Origin of the sequence: Amycolatopsis cihanbeyliensis, assembly GCF_006715045.1 — a bacterium.
Classification (GTDB): Bacteria; Actinomycetota; Actinomycetes; order Mycobacteriales; family Pseudonocardiaceae; genus Amycolatopsis; species Amycolatopsis cihanbeyliensis.
On the sequence record NZ_VFML01000001.1, the window covers coordinates 1,452,339 to 1,471,172 of the forward strand.

Consider the following 18,834-nt stretch of genomic DNA (forward strand, 5'->3'; position numbering starts at 1 on the left):
ATCTGGGCGAGATCCTCTTCAACTACTGGGACTGACCTGGCCGCGCACTCTGTCGTCCAGGACTGTGGGCCAGGCTTTCCGCCCAGCGACGCAGGACCCGTTCGGCCAGGAAGCGGATGACTGCGATGTCTGCGCCGAGATCCCGGGCTTCCTGGCCGTAGGGCAGCAGCGGGTCACTGTTCTTTCCGCCGTCACTTTCCTTGACGTGCACGATCCTGCAACGAATGTCGTAGATGCGCTCCGACAGATCTTGCCGGTAGTTGCGCCCGGGGGTGGGGTTTCCGCTCGGGTCGGTCGCCAGCGTCCGGACGCCCCGGATGACCTGCTGGTCATTCAGAGTCTTCAGCACGTGACTACCTCGGAGAAACCCGGTGATCTGCACCTCGGTGACGGCGTCGTCGATGACTGCGGCGAGTTTATTCCGCTCTGCACGAAGACTGTCGTTGACGCCGGTCGGGTAAGGTGTGACCGCCTTTTCTATTTTGAGGACCCCTTGCTTTTTCATCAGATCGTCCGCGGCACGGGGCATGTAGTACTCAAGTACCTGGTAGAACTTCAGGTATCTTTCCAGCGGGTCCCGGTCGGCGGCGTTGCCAGCTGCGTAAAGCGCGGCTGGAATGGGGTCGTATTTGCGTACAGGAAACGGGGCCTTGCCGTCCGAGCACGAAGTCATCCCCCGCGTCAAGCGGTAGCTGGGGTCCCAGAGCCGCAGCGAGACACCCGACGATCGCGCGACCTCGTGCAGGTAGCTCGTCCCGTAGTCGGCAAGCACCTGTTCCGCATCGAGCACATCCGACGTACGGAAGCCCCGGAGCTCCACCGCCACCCAGCTCGCGTGCTGGTATCCGCGGCGGTAGAGCGTGCCGAGCTCCATGCTCGCTGTCTTCAGGCGGAGGGTTCGCGCCGGTGCCGACGGGGCAGCGGCGGGATCCGTCGTGACGAGGACTCCGCGGGAAGCCAGTTCGCCGAGAACGTCACGACCCAGTGGGCTATCAATCGGTGTTCTCGTGCCAGGCCTGAGGCGGGCCAGGCGGCGGCTCAGCGTGGTGATCAGATCGTCATAGTCTCCGACCAGGTGCGCGACGATAAGGTCTTCCTGTGGGTACCACAGGGCATGCCGACCCGGCATCGGGTGTGCGTCCCGGACGATGTTGTCGAGAGTGATCGCTTGTTCGGCCGAGCTGATTCGTCTCGCGAGGGTTTCGGTACCGTCCTCGTCCAGGAAAGCTAGACGCGCGTCCTCTCTCGGCCCGCGCTTTCCGTTCCACTCGAGCTTGACATCCGTGCGGGAAGCAGCGCCGGACGTCAGGCGCGCTATCGCCTCTGCGTATGTGGTCCTCGGTTCTTGGGGCCAGATGTCGTCGTCCCAGTCGTCTTCGTAGAAGTCCGGTACGTCCACTAGATCCTCTTCGTCGTTCGGTAATCCGGCCGCGCTCAAGCCGGCGCGCCGCTCACGAGCTGGAGTAGTCGACTCACCGGCCCTTCCAGCCACCGCGGATACCGCGGCCGCCGAAGCCCAGGCGAGAGTGTCGCGAACGACCTGTCCATCGATGAGATCCAGAGAGACCAGGAGCCAACGGGCCGTCCTCATCGGGGTGCAGCCAGTAATCCAATCCTGCAGCCAGCGCGTTCAGCGACGTTGCGACGGCGAGTTCCGCTTCCGTCGGGTCACCCTTACGCCGCCGCCCGCCCCAGTCGATGTTCTCGGCGGTCACCGGTCGACCCTACCGTCGCCCGGATCGGTTCCCGCTTATCGGCATGAGCGAATGTTGATTGGCCGCCGTGCGAGCGTGCAGATTCGAGTCGAGGTGCCGGACCATATGGCGTTCTACATGAACCCCTACGACACGCGAAAACCGCAGCTCAGAGTGCACGCGAAGGGTGCCGCTGGTGCAGAGACATCTCCTGCTGGGGCACCAGCATCAAAGGCAATGCATCCACCCGGCTGGCAACCGCAAACTCCAACGCGCCTTCTTCCTCACCGCCCTGTCCGACCCGGCCAGCAGCGGCTATTACCAGCGCAAACGTCACTAGGGGAAGAAGCGCAACGCCGCTCTGATCGGCTTCGCCCGACCCGCTGCGATGTCCTGTTCGCCATGCTCCGCAACAAGCCCTACTACCGGCATCCCTAGACCGCTCCCGCCCAGGCGTCGCCACGTCTCCGGTGCGAGCGCACCACTGGCACGCCCCTGTCTTCTGAGGGCGGATCATTCATTCGGAAGGGGCGGACACGGTGGAGGGCGTCAGTCGCGGTGGTACTCGTGCCGAGCGGCGGTGATGGCGGCCGCGATGCGCTGCCACCACCGACGGTGAGGTCGTGGGTTGGCCGGATTCGCCAGAGCGGCGCGGACCGTCGCGGTGTCCCGTCGCGCGGCGGCGTCCGAGGTGATCAAGGTGAGCATCGCCAGGGCCCGAAGAGCGAGGGCTGCGTTAACGGCGTTGACGTCGTGCACGAATCCGTGCGCCACCAGGTTGCGCAGGTTGAGGCCGTGGCCGAGCAGCAACGTCCGCAGGAATCGCTCCCAATCAGGATCGAAGCCGTTGTCCACAAGTGGCTCCAGCAGACTACCCAGGCCCGCGAACTGCCCGGCGGAGTCACCAACAGCTGCCCGGTAGACCGGCTCGTTCAGCTCCAGGAGCAGGGCGCGCACCGCGGCTTCAATCTTGGGAATCACCAGATGGGTGGCGGCGTCGTACTCGGCGACCCAGAACAGCTGCATTCCCCTGGCGAGCGTGTCCACCAACTCCGCCGAGCATCCTGGGATGCTTAGAAACGCCTTGAGATCATCTTGGGAAGGTATCCCAAAACGGGAGGCAGTCATGAACAGCGCGTTGCCCAGGAAGAGCCCGTAAGTACCCATGTACTGGGTTTCCGTACGCGCAAGGTCACGAGCGAACACCTCGTCCTCGTCAGACAGGGTGCGAGCAGGCATGTCACCGTCTCGGAACACCACAGTGGTCGCGAGGTAACGAAACACCGAGGCTTGCTGAACCTGGTGAGTCGTGTCCAGGTTCACTTCGTAGCGACCGGCAGGGGAGTCCGTGTGGCACCAGATGGTCAAGGCCTCCCGCCAGTCGGCTGCTGCGTCGAAGCCAGGAAGGTAGAAGTCGAAGAATGACGGAGGGAGGCTGATCTCATAGCGGGTCGACTCCCAGGTCAGTACCGGCGCCGACTGCAAACCGGCGATCGCGGCTTGCTCCAGGTCGGCCACACCCAACTCTCGCGCCTGCGACGCCGCGTTATTGAACAGCGTCCGGATCACCATCGGGTCCGTCGCGGACCGTGCTTCAGCCAGCATCGCATTGATCAACACCCGATTGGCCACATCCACCCGGGCCGCGTCGCTCCCGGCGCGCTTGCGCACAATGACGGCGACGTCCTTGATGACGTGCGTCTCCGGGTAGCTCACCAAGGCGCGGTCGAGCAGGACATCGATCCGAGAGTCGGCCGCCTCCGCCACCTTGCGCCGAGGTGGAGCGATGAGAGCAGACAGTAGTGGAATGACTGCGTACGGGTGCTCATCGCGATCAAGCAAGTCAGAGACCAAATCGATCATGCTCTCGACGATCTCCCGCTCCAGCTCGGAGGAGCTCACCAAGCGGGCCAACGTCCAGGCGCGGACCACGCCGTCAGCCCGCACTTGAGCTCGTTGGTGACCGCCAATCCCATCGAGGTACGCGCGTGCGGCACGCTCAGCCGCCTGCCGACTGTTCTGCATCAGCCTCAGAGTGAAGACGATGTCATAGAGACGCGACCGCGCGACCGGCTGTGTCACCTCGCCGGCGAGCGCCAGCCATGTCGCGCGGATCTCCTCCGAGACCTCGCGCATCGCCGTCGGATACAGAGACGGGCCATCCAGCGGGCCCAGATCCGCGCCGCCCTGTGGGATCTCGCGGTGGCGCAGTACGTAGGAGAACGCAAGCGCCACCACCCGAGCGTCGGGGCGCTCGGCAGCAGGAGCCATCTGCTCCGCGAGCTGCCCGACCCGCACACTCGCGTCGAGCGGATCGCCCACGTCCTCGCATGCCGCGTCGGCCAGGCGCGCCAGCGCTGGAATGTGTGCCGCCTCGTGCCGGTACGGCGCGCGCGGCGACTCAGGCCGCGCAGACTCGTTCGGCGGCAACGCGTCAGCAGGCTCAGCGGTATTCACGGTCGATCTCCTCTGGCGGCTAGGCCGACCAGTCAACCACTGCCACCTACTCGTGCAGCAGACCCGCCCGCCACCTTCTCGCGGACGCAGTGAAGGACCTGCCGCACGGCTACACGTCCCCGGTCCAGCACGTACGGGGCAAAACCGCTTTCCCAGATCGATCAACAAGACCATCGGCCGGGGTGGCGGCGATCCTGCCCGACAGCTTGGAAACCGACCATTCCGCCAGGCCGCTGCCCCAGATGTGGCGACACTTCTACCCCACCGACCGGTCCGTCAGTTCGGTGGAACTCGACACGCTGCTCGTAACCAGCGCTGGACGACACCCGCTCGTCGGCATGAGCGTGCGTTCGCGGCAGCAGACGACGGACGGCCTACGCCTTGCCATCACCGGCTGGGCGCTACTCTCCGCTACGCCGATATCCGTCACGCCGGATCTTCGAATGGGCAGCCTTCACCGCGACCGACAACCCGCTGACCAACAGGTTTAGGTTCATCTACTGGCTTGTTGGGTGCGCGATCGAGCCAGTATCCGAACTATGCAAACCTTTGCTTCTCTGAGGGCAACGGTGACCGGATCGTTACCTCGTTACGCGGCTGGGACACACTACCTCCTGCCAGGCTGACCGGCTGTGCTGGCGAGTCGGGCGAGGCGGTCGGCTACACGAGTCACGCTTCGCGGCGAGGAGTTCTGCTCGTACTCGGCCAGAGCGAGTTGGTAGTGGTGCATGGCGTCGTCGATCCGGCCGAGGTCGCGATAGGTGGTGCCTAACTCCTCCAGTGTGATGGCCTCGCCGAACATGTCACCGGTGGAGCGGCGGACCTGCAGCGCCTCAGTGAGGCAGGAGAGCGCCTCGTCATACCTGCCGGCTTCCCGGTACAACCGACCGAGTCCGTTGAGGCTGATGGCCTCGCCGTGCCGGTCGCCCGTCTCGCGTTTGATCGCAAGGGCCTGCAGATAGTGTTCTTCCGCTTCGGACCGCCTGGCATTGTGGTACGCACTCGCCAGGGTGTTCAGGGTCATCGCCTCGCCGTACCGGTCTCCTACCTCGCGTTTGATCGCCAGCGCTCGACGCAATAGCTTGATGGCACTCGCGCTGTGCCCCTGACGCCTGCGAATGGTGGCCAGTGTATTCAGGGCGGTGGCCTCGCCAAACCAATTGCCGGTTTGTCGGCACAGGTCCAGTGCCGTATCGAGCCACTGCTCCGCCTCATTGAAGCGGCCCATGTCACGGTATGTGGTACCCAACGCGTTCATGGTGCTGCCGCGTCCATGTGTGTCGCCGGTGGCCTCCTGGATCGCGAGTGTGCTCCGCAGGCTGGTCAGCGAGTCGTCATACCGGCGCAGACTACGGTAGGTGACACCGAGCCGGACCAGCGCGTAAGCCTCCTCCTCGCGGTCACCGAGCTGCCGCGCCGCCGCGACTGCCCGCTCGTTCACTGTGAGCGTCTCCGACCAGAACTTGTTGAGATTCAGGTAGGAGAACAGGGCTCGGGCAAGGTCGACGACGTGCTGGTGGTGACTGGTGTCGGCGGCCTGGGCGACGGCGGCGACGAGGTTGGGCCGTTCCAGGTCGAACCAGGACAGCGCGGCCGCGACGTCGGCGAACGGAGCAGCCGATGGTGTTTCGATTGTCGGATCCACCACCGTGTTTGCCGAGACGGCACCCGCGAGATAGCCGATGATCACCCGCTTGACGGCCGCGGTCGACTCGTCCGCGGTGTCCTCTTGCGCGCACCGCTCAGCGGCGTAGAGCCGCAGCAGATCATGCCATTGGTAGCGGCCCGATCCGGCCGGTTCAATGAGATGCGCCCTGCGGAGGCCGTCGAGCAGGCGGCGGGTCACGGTCGGCGGCTCGCCGACCAGGTTACTCGCCGCGTCGAGTCCGATGTGCGGACCGGCATGCAGCGACATCAACCGGAACAGCCGCGCCTCGTCGACGGGCAACCGTGCGTAGGAGGTGTCGAAAGCGATCCGCACCGCGACCGAGTCGCCGAACTCCAGCCCACGGATCGGCGAGCTGGCAAGGACCTCGGCCAGTTCGGCGATCGGGATGTCCGGCTGGTCGGCCAACATATGTGCGCTGATCCGTAGTGCCAGCGGCAGGTAGCCGCACAGCGACGCCAACTCGGCCGCCGCTGTCGCGCCGGCGGCGACGCGGTCGTCGGCCGGATTGGCGGTCCGGACAGCGTCGTCGAGGACGGTGACTGCTTCGGCTGGAGGGAGGATGCCGAGCGCGATCCGGCGGGCGGCTGGGATAGGGAGAGAATGGCGGCTGGTCACCAGGAGCCGGTGTGCGGTGCCGGGCTGCAGTGGAAGCACCTGGTCGGTGGTAGCGCAGTTGTCGGCCACGACCAGTATCCGCTTTCCGTCCTGGGCTGCGGTGGCCAGCGCCGAGCGATACAGGATCTCGCGTGCGCCCTGGTCGTAGGGAATGTGCTCACCCAGCACGCCGAGCGCGCGCAGCAGCGCGCCAAGTGCGGCGTGGGCCTCGATGCGGCGAGCCTGGTCGTAGCCGTGCACATTGACGAAGAGCACGCCGCCCGGGAACTCGCCGGCATCGAGCGCGAGGCGTGCTGCCCGCACCGCCAGCGCGCTTTTGCCCACACCAGGCGGCCCGGCAATGGCCGTCACCGAGGCGCCGTCGGTCGCCATGGCGGCGGCCAGTGCCGCCAACTCGCCAACTCGGCCGGTGAATCCCTCGTCTGCGGGCAGTCCGGCAAGGGCAGTTGGCACGGCGGCGGTCGCATTGATGGTGTGGACGTAACCGGCCTGTACAACGTTTCCACCGACCTGCGCGTCGACCTTGTTCACACTGGAGGGGTTAACCACGCTTTCCCATCCTAATGAGTTGCGAAATCGGCTTTGGAGCTGTCCGTTGGAGCAGACCGCCAGCGGTCAGTTGGCGTTCACTGGTCCGACCTTACCGACTTGCCGGAGCCGACCTGGTTATCGCGCTGTGGTCACGCCAAGTCGAAGAGGATGCCGACGCAGGCTCGTAGGCGATCGAGATCTATCGGACGTCGAGAGCGAGTGAGCTACTCTTCGTTATCGGCCGCTGGGATTTCGTCAGTAACCCTTGCGGCGGATCTTCCCATAGGCGGGTCCCACAGCGACCAGTCGGCCGGCGACCAGCAGGTTTAGGCTCGTATACTGGCTTGTTGGATGCACAGAAAATGATCGACATGCACGTTGACCTGTGGAAGCTTTCTGTTTCTACAGCACGACGGGGTCAGACAATGAACGAACCTTACACTCCGTGATCGTCAGCCGGAGTCACATCGCGCATCAAGGCGCTCAACGCCGCATTTTAGCGACCTGCACCGCGTCGGGCATTGCCCGCCGTATCGCTCCGGCGTAGGTCGCCGCGCCATCCCGGCAGACCACCTCAACACCAGGGTACTCGCGCAGCCAGGACGCAAGTGTCGCGGCCATCCGGTCGGCGATCACGTCAACGCGCTCGCCGGTTTCCGCGTTGATGATCACGGTGGCGTAGCGCTACCGTTTGCGCAGCGCAAAATCATCGACGCCCATCACTCGCCGCACCGCCCACCTGTCTCGTCAGACGCACGGTGCGCCGCTGATGATGCTCGACCACGCAGGCCAGCTGCTCACGGAAGGTCTGCCTGCCACAACCGGGCCCTTCCACAACGCATCCGCCGCGCCCGGAGTCGCACCAGCACGCGTCGCCCGTCGATGGGCACGTCGGCGATCAGCCGCTCACAGTAGCCATGCACACGGCCCGTCAACACCGCGCCCCCAGGGCATGCCACCAGGCCGGAGGACGTAGACGCCCGCACCACGAGCGACCCCGCGTCATCGTCCACACCCTCGATGACCAGGTGCGACAGCCCTGAGAACACCAGGTTCAGAAGTTGATCAACATTGCACTGGACTCACGCTGGCACGAGACGCCACATGCGCCAGCCACCGACACGCACCGTCACACCGGATTCGAGCCAGAGCCGAAAGTGGGCCAGAGCCGTTCCTGTTACGGACCCACAAGCCTCCCCGCCGAACCGGTGGGCGGTCGGTTGTCACGGAGTAAGGCGGTCGCATTTCACGAACGAAACCAGGAACACCCCGGCACGACGGGGTGTGCGGTTCATCGTCCGATGAGTGTGTCGTGTATGTGGTCGTCGAGTTCGGTGAGGAAGTGTTCGGTTCGCCAGGGGCGCAGGTGTTGTCGGGCTAGTCGGATTCGCTGTGCCGGTACGCGTCCGCCGGTGGTGGCGGTGATGTCGATGGCCTTGTGCAGAAGGTCGGCGCAGGCGGCGGGGTCGCCGAGTCGCAGTCGTGCGAGGGCGAGGTCGGTGCTGACGATGCCGCGTTGAACGGCGTCCCGTGATGTCTTCAGGGCGTTGAGTGAGTGGGCGAGGCTGTCGTGGGCGCGGTTGGCGTCGCCGGCGTGGAGTGCGCAGAGTCCGTCGAATCCGTGGAGGCGGTCGGCGTTGAACCCGCTGTGCGGGTCGTCGGCCGTGAGTTGCTCGACGGTTCGCCAGGCTCGGTCGAGTGCGGCGCCGGCTTCGCGGGTCTGGTCGGCGCGTGCGCAGATTTCGGCGTGTACGGCGTGTGCGCGGGCTCGAACGGCGTAGCTGGATCCCTGGTGGGCGTCGATGGTGGCGGCGTGGGCGATGGTGCGGGCTGTGTCGAGGTCGTTGGTCGCGTGCAGGGTCACCATCGTGTGGCTGGTCCGTACCGTCGCGCGGTGATTGCGGTCTTTCAGCTGGCCGGCGACGGCGGTGGCGTCGGTGTAGAGCGCTGTGGCGAGTTGGTCGTCGCGGGTCTCGAAGGCCAGCCGTGCGGCGAGGGCATAGGTGTGGGTGGTCAGCCGGACCAGCTCGTCGTGCTGTCCGGGGTGGTCGCGTTGCAGGAGCCGGCGGCAGGACTCGACGATCGGTGCGAGCTGGAGCTGGAGCCGGACGAATGGGGTCGATCCCACCTGCCTGGTGATCGCCGTGACGGAGCGCTGGAGCTGGCCGAGCAGGTCGTGGTCGAGCGGGGAGAGGTCGCGCTGAATCGCGGTGATGCCGGAGTGGGTGGCGGGCGACAGCAGCGTCGACGAGTCGCTGCGGGCGTTCTGGGTGACCAGATCAAGGAGCGCTTGGATGCGGTGCGGTGGCGTTCCGAAATGGCGGAGCGCATCCAGCAGGGTGCCGAGGTCGGATCCGGGTCCCAGGGCCAGGTCGCCGGAGGGGGTGCGGGCGTAGAGGTGGGCCAGCAGGACCTGGTAGCGATCGCCGGGGCTGGTTCGTTCGGTGCCGCTTTCCCACCGGGCGACGGTGCGTTGGATGCTGGTGACCTGGCGGTGCGTCAGCGAGGTGACGGCGAGCTGGCGCGCGGTGTCGCGCAGTGCTCGGGCCAGGTCGGCCCAGGACCAGCCGCGCCCTTCGCGCAGCTGGCGCAGCAGGCGCGCCCCGGTGTCCCGATCGGTGCTCATGGCGTCCAGTACACCATCCCCATCAGGTCAGACGGGCACGACCAGCCGGGGTTTGTCCTGCTCGGCGGCGTAGTTCACGGTGTACCAGGTGCCGCTGGCCGGATCCGTGCCGTGCGGGAAGGCGATCACGAACCTGCTGTGGTCGACCATCCACCGGTTGCGGGCGTGATAGGCCGAGGCGCCGAGCGTGTCGGCGTGCAGTTCGACCACCCCGGTGAGCCGGCCGGCTCGCTGCCACCGGCGAATCACCTCGCCCGCGGCTGCCGGCTGGTCGGCCACTGTGCACGGCACGACAACGGTGAGGTCGGCCTGGGTGTGACTGGCCAGCCAGTCCAACGCGGCGGTGTCGATCCCCGCGGCTCCGCCGAGGTAGAAGGTGGCGTCCGGGTCGGCGAACGGCCGCAGGTAGTCGCCGAACAGTCCGGGTAGGTCCGCCTCGGTCTGGGGAGGGATCGACCGTGCGCCGGTAATCGCCACGTGGCGGGCCAAGCTCGCGCTCCCTCCCGGATGTCATCGAATGTCATCTACCCACATCGTGTCTGGTCACGTTCTCATGAACGCACCGGCTGCGGCGAGGCTCGCCCCCCGACCCGTCGCAGCCGGTTGCCCACGCCACGGGGACCGCGAGGAGGAGCCTGCTGACCACGACCACATACCCGGGTGCGGCGGACGACCTGCTCCACGTTTTTGCACGAAAGCGGACGGAATAGCGCCTCCAATGAATCAACAGTGAAAATCACCCCGTTAAATAGCGCGCGAATGAAATGGTGATGACGACAAGAGGAGGAGAGGTGTCCCGATGACAACGGCCCTCACGGGGGAACCAGGCGGCGTTTTCGATCTGGATGTTCGGGTGGAGACGGAGCGGATCTTGTCCGAGGCGGTGGCGTGCCAGACCGAGGACGGGTGTGGGCATACGTGCCAGATTTCCGCCTGTGTGTCGCAGCTGTGACTTTCTCGGGGTTGGGGCCTGGAGTCGTTCCTGGCCCCGCCCCGGGCTCCACGTTTGCTGATACGGAACAGGAGGTGCGGGGATGCCCGAGGTGGGCTACCGGCATCGCGGTACGGGGGTGCTGCGTGCGTCGGCGCAGCAGGTGACACCGGCGTGGTGGCCTGCCCTGTCCGATGCGCGGGATTGCCACGCGTGGCTGGGTGAGGTGTGGCCGGCGGTCGCGGTGTCGGTGCGGCATGCGAGCCCGGTGCTGGCCTGCGGGGTTGAGGCGATCCTGGCCGGGCGCCCGTGGTCTGCGCGGAAGGTGCGTCGTGCGGCCCTGGCCGTGGTCCGGTACGTGTTGCGTTTCCAGCGTTCGACCCCGTTCGGTTTGTTCGCCGGGGTCGCCCCGCTCACGGTCGGCAGCACCAGCGGTGTCTGGTTCGGCCAGGAGTATCGGCCGGTCGCGCGGCCGGATCACCGGTGGCTGCACCAGGTGATCAACCGGCTGGAAGCGTGCCCGGAGCTGCTGGCGCAGCTGGATGTGGTGTTCCACGACGCGGTTGAGCGGCAGGGCGAGCGGCTCGTGCTGGCGGGGCCGGAGGTGGTGAGTGTCCGCTGCACCCCGGCGGTGCGATTCGTGCGTCGCCACGCGGCCGGTCCGGTCGGTGTCGGCGTGTTGGCCGAGGCGCTGGCGGCGGCGTTCCCCGGTGCTGGCGATGCGGCTGTGCTGGTGCGGTCGTTGCTGGAGCACGGTTTCCTGGTCAGTAGTCTGCGCGCGCCGAGTACGGTCACCGACCCGCTGGGCTTCCTTACCGATTCCTTGCAGGCGCTCGACACCGAGGGCACCGCGGTGGCGTCGCTGGTGAACGAGCTGGGCGAGATCCGCCGCGCACTCGATAGGCACAACCGGCAGCCCGACGAGCTGGCGCGGACCGAGCTGGCCGCACGGATGCAGGTGATCGCGGGCGTACCGCGAGGGGTGTTGTCAGTGGATCTGCGGCTGGATGGCCAGGTGCGCCTGCCAGAGCGGGTGGTACGGGAGATGGAACGGGCCGCCGACGTGCTGGCGCGGGTGGCGCGGGAACACACCGGAAGCCGGGTGTGGCGGGAGTACTTCACCGCGTTCTGCGAACGGTTCGGCACCGGCACCCTGGTCCCGCTGCGGTTGCTGGTGGACCCGGCCTGCGGCGTGGGCTGGCCGCAGGGCTACCCCGCCGGGCCCGCGCCGGGCGGGCGGCATGTGTTCTCCGAGCGGGACCGCCTGCTGCTGTCGTGGGCCGCCGAGGCCACGGCCGGGGGCCGGCGCGAACTCGAGCTCGACGCCGGGGCGGTTGATGCGCTGGCCGCCGCAGGCGGCAACCCGGAGGTCGCGCCGCCGCATGTCGATCTGGGTGCGCGGATTCACGCCGCCAGCACTGCCGCGCTGGATCGGGGCGAGTTCCGGCTGACCGTGGCACCGGGCCGGGCCGCGGGCACCTTCTCCTCCCGGTTCACCCCGCTGGTTCTCGACGCCGGGCTGGAGGCGGTGTTCGCCGGGCTGCCCACCATCACCGAGGGGGCGGTTGCGGCGCAGGTGTCCTGCGCGCCCCTGTATCCCGGTGGGGAGAACGTCGCCCGCGTCCCCCGCTGTCTGCCCGAGGTCGTCTCCGTCGGCGAACACGAGCCCGCCCCGATCGGGGTGGACGACCTGGCGATCACCGCAACCCGCCACCGGCTGCACCTGGTCAGCCTGTCGCGCCGCCGGGTGGTCGAGCCGCTGGTGCTGCACGCGCTCGCGCCGAAGCAGCAGCCGCCGCTGGCGCGCCTGCTGGGCGAGCTGCCCGGGGCGCTGGGCACGGGGTGGCTGGGGTTCGACTGGGGTCCGGTGGCCGGGTCGTTGCCGTTCCTGCCGCGGCTGCGCCACAGGCGGGTCATCCTCGCTCCGGCGCAGTGGCGACTCACCCGGCACGAGCTGCCCGCCGACACGGCTGGTCGGGACCGGGCGCTCGCCCGGTGGCAGGCGACATGGGGGTGCCCGGACCGGGTGCAGCTGCGGGACTTCGATCAGCAGTTGCCGCTGGACCTGGCCGTGCCCGCGCACCGGGAGGTGCTCGCCCACCACCTGCGCCGGTTCGAGGAGGCCGTGCTGATCGAGTCCTCCGAGCCCGGCGCCGACGGGTGGCTGGAAGGCCGCCCGCATCTGGTGGTGCTGCCCCTGGCCTCCCGCCGCAGGCCGGAGCCCGCGCCACGGGTCGAGTCGTTGCCGGTGCTGACCCACCAGCACGGCCACCCACCCGGCTCGGCCCACTCGGGGTGGCTGTACGCCAAGCTCTATCTGCCCGCGCACCGTGTGGATCGGCTGCTGGTACACCAGCTGCCGGACCTGCTGTTCGAGCTGGGTGAGCGGGACTGGTGGTTCGTGCGCTATCCCCGCACCCGCGACGGCGGCGAACCGGATCACCTGCGGCTGCGCATCCGCACCACCGGCGACGCCGACAAGGTGCTCGCCGCCCTCACCACCTGGGCCGACCGGCTCCGCGAGGACGGGCTGCTGAGCCGGGTGGCGTTGGACACCTACTACCCCGAGACCGGCCGCTACCGCGCCATTCACGACGCCGAGCGGCTGTTCGCCGCCGACTCCCGGCTGGTGCTCGCCTGCCTCACCCACCGCCCCGGTGGGGTGTCCCCGGTCGCGGCCACCGGTCTGTCCCTGTTCGAGCTGGCCGCCGCGTTCCTCGGCGACCGGCAGCACGCCGCCGACTGGCTACACCACCAGGCACCCCGCGCTGTGCCCGGCCGGGCCGAGATCGACCAGGTCATCCGGCTCGCCCGCGGCTGGACGGACACCGCCGAGCCAGCCGAGGTGGCAGCCGCACACCGGGATCACGGTGAGGCGATGCGCCGCTACCGGCACGCCCTGCCCGCCGACACCGATCTCGACGCCTGTCTCCATGCGCTGCTGCACATGCACCACAACCGCGCCCTCGGCGTCGATCCAGAACGCGAGGCGGTGTGCCTGCGGCTGGCCCGGCAGGCCGCCACCACGTGGCACACCACCCACCCGGGGCGGTCGTCGTGACCGCACAGTCGCTGGCCGACGGGCCCGCCGGGCAGGCGCTGCTGGCGCTGGAACGCGACCAGGACGCCCGGGACTGGCTGGCCGCGATGGTGGCCGAGCCCGTGCGCGCCCACCCCGACGAGGTCAGCCTGTTCGAGGGAGCCCCCGCGGTCGCCTTCACCCTCGCCGCCACCCGCATGGCCGACACCCAGGACGTGCTGGACGGGCACGTCCGGTGGATCACCCGGGCGCGGTTGAAGGCCGCGCACCACCGCCTCGCCGCCGGGGCGCTGGCCGACACGCGCGAGTTCGACCTCATCTCCGGCCTCACCGGGCTCGGCGCCTACCTCCTGCGCCGCGGCGGAAACCACGAGCTGCTGCGGGACGTGCTGCGCTACCTGGTGCGGCTGACCCACCCCCACCGCGGCGGACTGCCCGGCTGGTGGGCACGCAGCGGCCCCACCGGTCCCGGCCCCGGGTGGCACGGCGGGCACGGCAACCCCGGCATGGCGCACGGCATCGCCGGGCCACTCGCGCTGCTGGCGCTCACCATGCTGCGCGGGATCGTCGTATCCGGGCAGGCCGCCGCCATCGACCGCATCGGCACCTGGCTGGACCACTGGCGTTGCGGCACCCCACCCAGGGTGTGGTGGCCCGAGGCGATCACCCGCGCCGAGCACGACCGCGGCGAGGCCTTCCGACCCGGTCCGGGCCGGCCGAGCTGGTGCTACGGCACCCCCGGCATCACCCGCGCCCTGCACCTGGCCGGCCGCGCCCTCGACGACCCCGCACGGCAACACCTGGCCGAGGAGATCCTGGCGCTGTGCGTCACCGACGAAGCACAGCTGGCCCAGCTTGCGGACGTGTCGCTGTGCCACGGGTGGGCCGGCCTGCTGCACACTGCCTGGCGCGCCAGCCACCACAGCGACCGCATCGCCACAGCCCTGCCCCGCCTGCTCCACGGACTCACCGACCGCCTGGCCCGCCGGCCACCGGCCGGGCAGGGACTGCTCACCGGCACCGCCGGGGCCCTGCTGGCCCAGCACGCCGCCCGCACCAACACGCCACCGGCCACCCGGTGGGATGCCTGCCTGCTGCTCAACGACGAAGGGACACGATGAACCACACCACCACCAGCTCACCCGCCGACCTGCGCGAAGCCATGATCACCAGCGTCAAGCAGGCCGGGTACGCCCAGCGCCCCGAGGTCGAACGGGCACTGCGCCAGGTCCCGCGGCACGAGTTCGTGCCCGAGGCCGACCTGGATACGGCCTACGACCCCTGGCAAGCCGTCATCACCCACCGCTTCACCGACGGCACCGCCCTCTCCTGCGCCAGCGCGCCCTCCGTGGTCGCCATGATGCTCGACCAGCTCGCCATCGAACCCGGCAACACCGTGCTGGAGATCGGGGCCGGGACCGGCTACAACGCCAGCCTCCTCGCCGAACTCACCAACCAGGACACCCACGTGGTCACCATCGACCTCGACGGCGACGTCACCACCCACGCCACCCACAACCTGGCCGCGACCGGCTACCACGGTGTGCGCGTCATCACCGGCGACGGCGCGCTCGGCGTCCCCGAACACGCGCCCTACGACCGGATCATCGCCACCGTCTCCCCCTGGGACATCCCCACCGCCTGGTGGCAACAACTCACCCCCGGCGCCCGCCTCGTAGTCCCGCTACGGTGGCGCGGGCAAACCCGCAGCGTCGCCTTCACCCACCACAACGGGCGGCTGGTGGCCGACTCCATCGAACTGTGCGGCTTCGTCCCCCTCGTCACCGACGACGACGGCGAACTCACCGCCCCCATCACCGTCGACGGCACCATCCACCTGCACTGGGACCGCGACCAACCGGTCGACCCCACTGCCCTACACGGAGCACTCGACCGGCCGAGCAACACCGCCTGGTCCGGCGTCACCATCGCCGGAGACGAACCCCACGACGGCATCTGGCTACGACTCACCGTCACCGACCCCCGCACCTGCCGACTCAACGCCCCCGCCGACACCCCGCCCGAGATCTGCGCCCCCATCTCCCCGCTGCGCGCGCCCGCCCTCGTCGACGGAACCTCCCTGGCCTACCTCACCCTCCGCCGCCAAGGCAGCGGACCCAGCCGCTGGGAACTCGGCGCCATCGGACACGGACCAGCCGCCACCGAACTGGCCACCCACCTCTGCGACGAACTCCGCGCCTGGTCCATCGATCGAGACCGGCGCAAACCCAACCTGACCGCCTACCCCGCCGACACCCCCGAGCATGAGCTGACCGGCACCATCATCGACAAGACCCACAGCAAGCTCGTCCTCACCTACGACACCGACGAACCACACGAGCACCGGAACCGTGCCTGATACAGAAACGGACGTTGATGAACGAAAGCACCGATCACGGCATAACCGGATCGTCAATCGAGATCGACAACCAGTGCTATGCACGTGCCGTGGTCCTTCCTGGAGGACTGCCGGCGTTGGCTATCGGCTACGGCGGCACTGACACGGTCTTGTCCGCCGGTCCACGGTTGCAGGACGCCGCGATAGCCAAAGAATTCGCCATCACTCTCGCCTCGGCAGCGTTGGCGTTCGCGGGCGGCTGCACCGTCCGTCTGACACAGAGGCGTGATCAGCACGAGCCCGCGCAGCCACGCCTCAACGAACACGACAGCCCGAATCACTGACATCGCCTCGACGAGTGTCGATCCCTGACGGCGGATCATGTCCGATTCTCCGGCCCGACGTAGCTGACGCTCCCGAGCGAGCAGGACACCATCCATGATTCTTCAGTCCCTCGCCGCGTTGTTGATCTTATACGCCCACTCGCATGTGACCCAATCACCAACCCCCGGTTCTTGCGCAACCGTCCTGTACGCACAGACCCTCGTGCTTACACTGAGCGTTCAGGGGGAACGGTCATGTAGCTGAGTTCGGCGATCGGGAGGGGACCGTAGGTGTCGGGGGGAGCCGAGGAGCAAGGCCGGCACGGACGACGGCCACGCACAGTGGACCCGGACGAGGTACCGAGACAGGCGCCGGATGGCCTGTACCTGCTCACCACGCCTACGGGACATGGCGGAGTCATCGAGTTGTGGACGCTCCGTGATGGAACCTCTGCCGTGATGGGCTACTCCTCCATCGGTCGGCTGATGGTGGCGTGCGGTAGCGGGCAGCCGTTCCGGCATATGGCAGCCGATGAGGTCGAATCGGCCTGCGAATCGATAGGTGCCAAGGTCGTCGTTGTCGATACGGTGCCTCCCGGTGGCCAGCGGTATCCCGAGGTCGATTCCCGGGACCAACCCGACTTGCCTCTCCTCGACGCCGAGGATCCGGACCAACCGGTCGTCTATGTGCCCTCACGGCCTTACCGTGCGGGTCAGCGCGATGCTGTGCTGGAGCTTCAACCGCATGAGGGTCGGCTGACACTGCTCGCCTACACCTCACGCGAACTACTGGAGGAAGGGTGCGGGCCGTATCAGGCGTGGGTGTCGATTCCTTCTCACCTGCTCGAGGAAGCCGCCTGGCGGGTCGGGGCTGAGGCGGTGCTGTTCAACCCTGTCCTGTCGGAGGAGTCCAGACACACCGCACCGGTGCTGGACTGGACCCGCCGCGACAACAACCGATAGGAGCATCGCACATGGGTGGTAACGACGGGTTCAGCTACAGCACGGCCGGGTTGGAAAGCGTGGTCAGCCAGTTACGCGAGGGCGCCCGGCACCTCGACGAAGCCAACGAGGCCGCGGTGGAGATGGTCGACGCCGGTGGCTCCTCGGAGATCGTGGGGAAGGCGCTCGCCGACTTGCTGATGTCGTCGGTCAACTCCGCGGCGACGATGGACAACGCCGCCGGCAAGGTCGATGCGGCGAAGGGCAGCTACCACGACATCGAGAACACCAACGAAGGCGCGATGCGCAAGAAGCAGCACGACACCATGGAGGACTATCCCGACGTGCACGACATGAATGTTCCGCTGAACTGATCCGGGCCACCAGGGAAGGGGGAGTGACATGGGACAGGCGCTGAACACGCAGGTCAACGGCAGTTCAGGAACCTGCGTCGAGGCCGCGGACTGGCTTGCCAAGCTCTACAGCCAAGCGCACCAAGCCGCGGCAGCGGCCACCGGGGCGCGCGGCACGGCCGAGGCCGACTGGCACGGCCCCGCGCAGGAAGCGTTCCACGAGGCCACCACGAACGTGGACACGCACACGAGAGCCATCGCGGACCGTGCTTTCGAGTGCGAATGGGCCTTGCGGGACTTCGCCGACTCGCTGGACTCGATCAACGCCAAGATGGACGACGCGCTGGCCAAGGCCACCGCGGCCGGCCTGCGGGTCGAAGGCCCCTTCATCATCGCCCCCGAGGCCCCCGCGGCACCCAAGCTCCTTCCCACCGGCCCCTGCGGCACCGCCGACGCCACGGCAATCATGCAGCAGAACCAGGAAGCCATCGCCGCGTACAACGTCAAAGCAGCCGCCTACAACGAGTGCAAGGCGATCGTCAACCAGGCACGCAACCTGGAACAGACCGCGCACGAGACACTCCGCGCGACGATGGGCAAGGCAACCGAAACGGCGAACGACACTGTCTCCTCGCTGTTCACCTGGGTCTCCCAGACACGCAGCTACGTCGGAGGAGGAGAAAACTCCCGCCGTCTTGCCGCAGCCAAGGCCGAGCGCCTGTTCGCACAGTCAAAGTTCTTGAACGACTTCGCGCTCGGCGCGGTCTCCGACACCAACCCAGCTCAGCAACGCATCCTGAACAGGGCCGCGGAACTCGCCAACGACGGCGGCAAGCAACAGACCCGCGCGCAACAGTTCGAGAAGTGGGTAAAAATGATCCCGAAAGACGTCCGGGACGTTGTCACGCGCTACCCAGGACAAGGCGCGGTAGAGCGCCTGTCCGACCACTCGAATGTGAAGGTCCCCGACTTCTCCTCCAGGATGCTGCGATCGGTGCCCTACGTCGGCGCCGGCCTCACCGTGGTCAACGAATCAATCGGCGCAGCCAAGGGCGAACAGTCGTGGGGACGAGCCGCAGCCGACACAGCCGCGGCCATCGGCGGCGGCGCCCTCGGCGGGGCGCTGACCGGCGCGGTCGCCGGTAGCGCCTTCGGACCCTTCGGCACTATCGTCCTGGGCCTGGCCGGAGGGTTCGGCGGCGCCATGTTCGCACAGGACATCGTCGCCGGCTTCGCAGGAGACGGGAAATAGGCGAGACACGACATGGCAGGCCAACACCGCCGCAAGACACCGCAACGTACCTGGCACGAATTC

General features: G+C 67.9%; 15 protein-coding genes and 2 pseudogenes. 9 read left to right on the forward strand and 8 right to left on the reverse strand.

Features of this window, described 5'->3' with window-relative positions; all coding sequences use genetic code 11:
• Nucleotides 1-22: 22 nt before the first annotated feature.
• The 3 genes from FB471_RS06300 to FB471_RS34460 all read right to left on the reverse strand — a co-directional run bounded on the left by FB471_RS06300 (nt 23) and on the right by FB471_RS34460 (nt 4,151).
• The gene (locus FB471_RS06300; protein WP_141996403.1) at nt 23-1,399 is read right to left on the reverse strand and encodes a hypothetical protein; all 1,377 of its coding nucleotides are present in this window, start codon (nt 1,397-1,399) and stop codon (nt 23-25) included.
• A gap of 73 nt (nt 1,400-1,472) precedes the next feature.
• Nucleotides 1,473-1,715 (reverse strand): hypothetical protein, encoded by a 243-nt coding sequence (locus FB471_RS06305; RefSeq protein WP_141996405.1) that lies wholly within the window; start codon nt 1,713-1,715, stop codon nt 1,473-1,475.
• A gap of 528 nt (nt 1,716-2,243) precedes the next feature.
• A complete protein-coding gene (locus tag FB471_RS34460) occupies nt 2,244-4,151 on the reverse strand; it encodes a DUF4209 domain-containing protein (protein WP_211357959.1) in 1,908 nt (635 codons plus the stop codon).
• Nucleotides 4,152-4,333: 182 nt separating this feature from the next.
• Between FB471_RS34460 and FB471_RS06320 the strand changes: the two genes are divergently transcribed.
• The gene (locus FB471_RS06320; protein WP_141996406.1) at nt 4,334-4,642 is read left to right on the forward strand and encodes a hypothetical protein; all 309 of its coding nucleotides are present in this window, start codon (nt 4,334-4,336) and stop codon (nt 4,640-4,642) included.
• A 116-nt stretch (nt 4,643-4,758) separates the two neighbouring features.
• Here the strand turns inward: FB471_RS06320 and FB471_RS06325 are convergent, their stop codons facing one another.
• The 5 genes and pseudogenes from FB471_RS06325 to FB471_RS06345 all read right to left on the reverse strand — a co-directional run bounded on the left by FB471_RS06325 (nt 4,759) and on the right by FB471_RS06345 (nt 10,081).
• A complete protein-coding gene (locus tag FB471_RS06325; protein ID WP_141996408.1) occupies nt 4,759-6,966 on the reverse strand; it encodes a tetratricopeptide repeat protein in 2,208 nt (735 codons plus the stop codon).
• A 501-nt stretch (nt 6,967-7,467) separates the two neighbouring features.
• Nucleotides 7,468-7,702 (reverse strand): annotated as a pseudogene (locus tag FB471_RS35820) (transposase); the annotation flags it as partial.
• Nucleotides 7,703-7,705: 3 nt separating this feature from the next.
• A pseudogene (locus FB471_RS35825) lies at nt 7,706-7,901 on the reverse strand (transposase family protein); the annotation flags it as partial.
• Nucleotides 7,902-8,257: 356 nt separating this feature from the next.
• Entirely contained in the window at nt 8,258-9,592 is a 1,335-nt protein-coding gene (locus tag FB471_RS06340) for an NsdA family TPR-like regulatory protein (protein ID WP_141996412.1), read from the reverse strand.
• A gap of 27 nt (nt 9,593-9,619) precedes the next feature.
• The gene (locus tag FB471_RS06345) at nt 9,620-10,081 is read right to left on the reverse strand and encodes a DNA-processing protein DprA (protein ID WP_141996414.1); all 462 of its coding nucleotides are present in this window, start codon (nt 10,079-10,081) and stop codon (nt 9,620-9,622) included.
• 310 nt (nt 10,082-10,391) lie between these two features.
• Between FB471_RS06345 and FB471_RS35830 the strand changes: the two genes are divergently transcribed.
• From FB471_RS35830 to FB471_RS06385, 8 genes are all read left to right on the forward strand, one after another.
• Nucleotides 10,392-10,544: an FxLD family lanthipeptide gene (locus tag FB471_RS35830; protein WP_141996416.1), complete on the forward strand. Its 153-nt coding sequence runs from the start codon at nt 10,392-10,394 to the stop codon at nt 10,542-10,544.
• 82 nt (nt 10,545-10,626) lie between these two features.
• The gene (locus FB471_RS06355) at nt 10,627-13,584 is read left to right on the forward strand and encodes a lantibiotic dehydratase (RefSeq protein WP_141996418.1); all 2,958 of its coding nucleotides are present in this window, start codon (nt 10,627-10,629) and stop codon (nt 13,582-13,584) included.
• Nucleotides 13,581-14,684, forward strand: a complete 1,104-nt coding sequence (locus FB471_RS06360) for a lanthionine synthetase C family protein (RefSeq protein WP_141996420.1) — start codon at nt 13,581-13,583, stop codon at nt 14,682-14,684. The genes FB471_RS06355 and FB471_RS06360 overlap by 4 nt, the downstream gene beginning before the upstream one ends.
• Nucleotides 14,681-15,922 (forward strand): methyltransferase, FxLD system, encoded by a 1,242-nt coding sequence (gene fxlM / locus FB471_RS06365; protein WP_141996422.1) that lies wholly within the window; start codon nt 14,681-14,683, stop codon nt 15,920-15,922. Before FB471_RS06360 ends, fxlM begins: the two co-directional genes overlap by 4 nt.
• A 17-nt stretch (nt 15,923-15,939) precedes the next feature.
• Nucleotides 15,940-16,245 carry a hypothetical protein gene (locus FB471_RS06370; RefSeq protein ID WP_141996424.1) on the forward strand — a complete coding sequence of 102 codons (306 nt, stop codon included), beginning with the start codon at nt 15,940-15,942 and terminating at the stop codon, nt 16,243-16,245.
• A 321-nt stretch (nt 16,246-16,566) separates the two neighbouring features.
• Nucleotides 16,567-17,187: an SAV_915 family protein gene (locus FB471_RS06375; protein ID WP_342779410.1), complete on the forward strand. Its 621-nt coding sequence runs from the start codon at nt 16,567-16,569 to the stop codon at nt 17,185-17,187.
• Between the two features lie 11 nt (nt 17,188-17,198).
• Nucleotides 17,199-17,540, forward strand: coding sequence for a hypothetical protein (locus FB471_RS06380; protein WP_141996427.1), 342 nt, complete (start codon nt 17,199-17,201; stop codon nt 17,538-17,540).
• Between the two features lie 28 nt (nt 17,541-17,568).
• On the forward strand, nt 17,569-18,771 hold the full coding sequence (locus FB471_RS06385) for a hypothetical protein (protein WP_141996429.1): 1,203 nt from the start codon (nt 17,569-17,571) through the stop codon (nt 18,769-18,771).
• Nucleotides 18,772-18,834 lie beyond the last annotated feature (63 nt).

What these genes read in the sequence shown, in the direction of transcription:
- FB471_RS06370 (WP_141996424.1), top strand. Translation starts at nt 15,940, where the DNA reads ATGAACGAAAGCACCGATCACGGCATAACCGGATCGTCAATCGAGATC.
- FB471_RS35830 (WP_141996416.1), top strand. Translation starts at nt 10,392, where the DNA reads ATGACAACGGCCCTCACGGGGGAACCAGGCGGCGTTTTCGATCTGGAT.
- fxlM (WP_141996422.1), top strand. Translation starts at nt 14,681, where the DNA reads ATGAACCACACCACCACCAGCTCACCCGCCGACCTGCGCGAAGCCATG.
- FB471_RS06385 (WP_141996429.1), top strand. Translation starts at nt 17,569, where the DNA reads ATGGGACAGGCGCTGAACACGCAGGTCAACGGCAGTTCAGGAACCTGC.
- FB471_RS06340 (WP_141996412.1), bottom strand. Translation starts at nt 9,592, where the DNA reads ATGAGCACCGATCGGGACACCGGGGCGCGCCTGCTGCGCCAGCTGCGC.
- FB471_RS06355 (WP_141996418.1), top strand. Translation starts at nt 10,627, where the DNA reads ATGCCCGAGGTGGGCTACCGGCATCGCGGTACGGGGGTGCTGCGTGCG.
- FB471_RS06380 (WP_141996427.1), top strand. Translation starts at nt 17,199, where the DNA reads ATGGGTGGTAACGACGGGTTCAGCTACAGCACGGCCGGGTTGGAAAGC.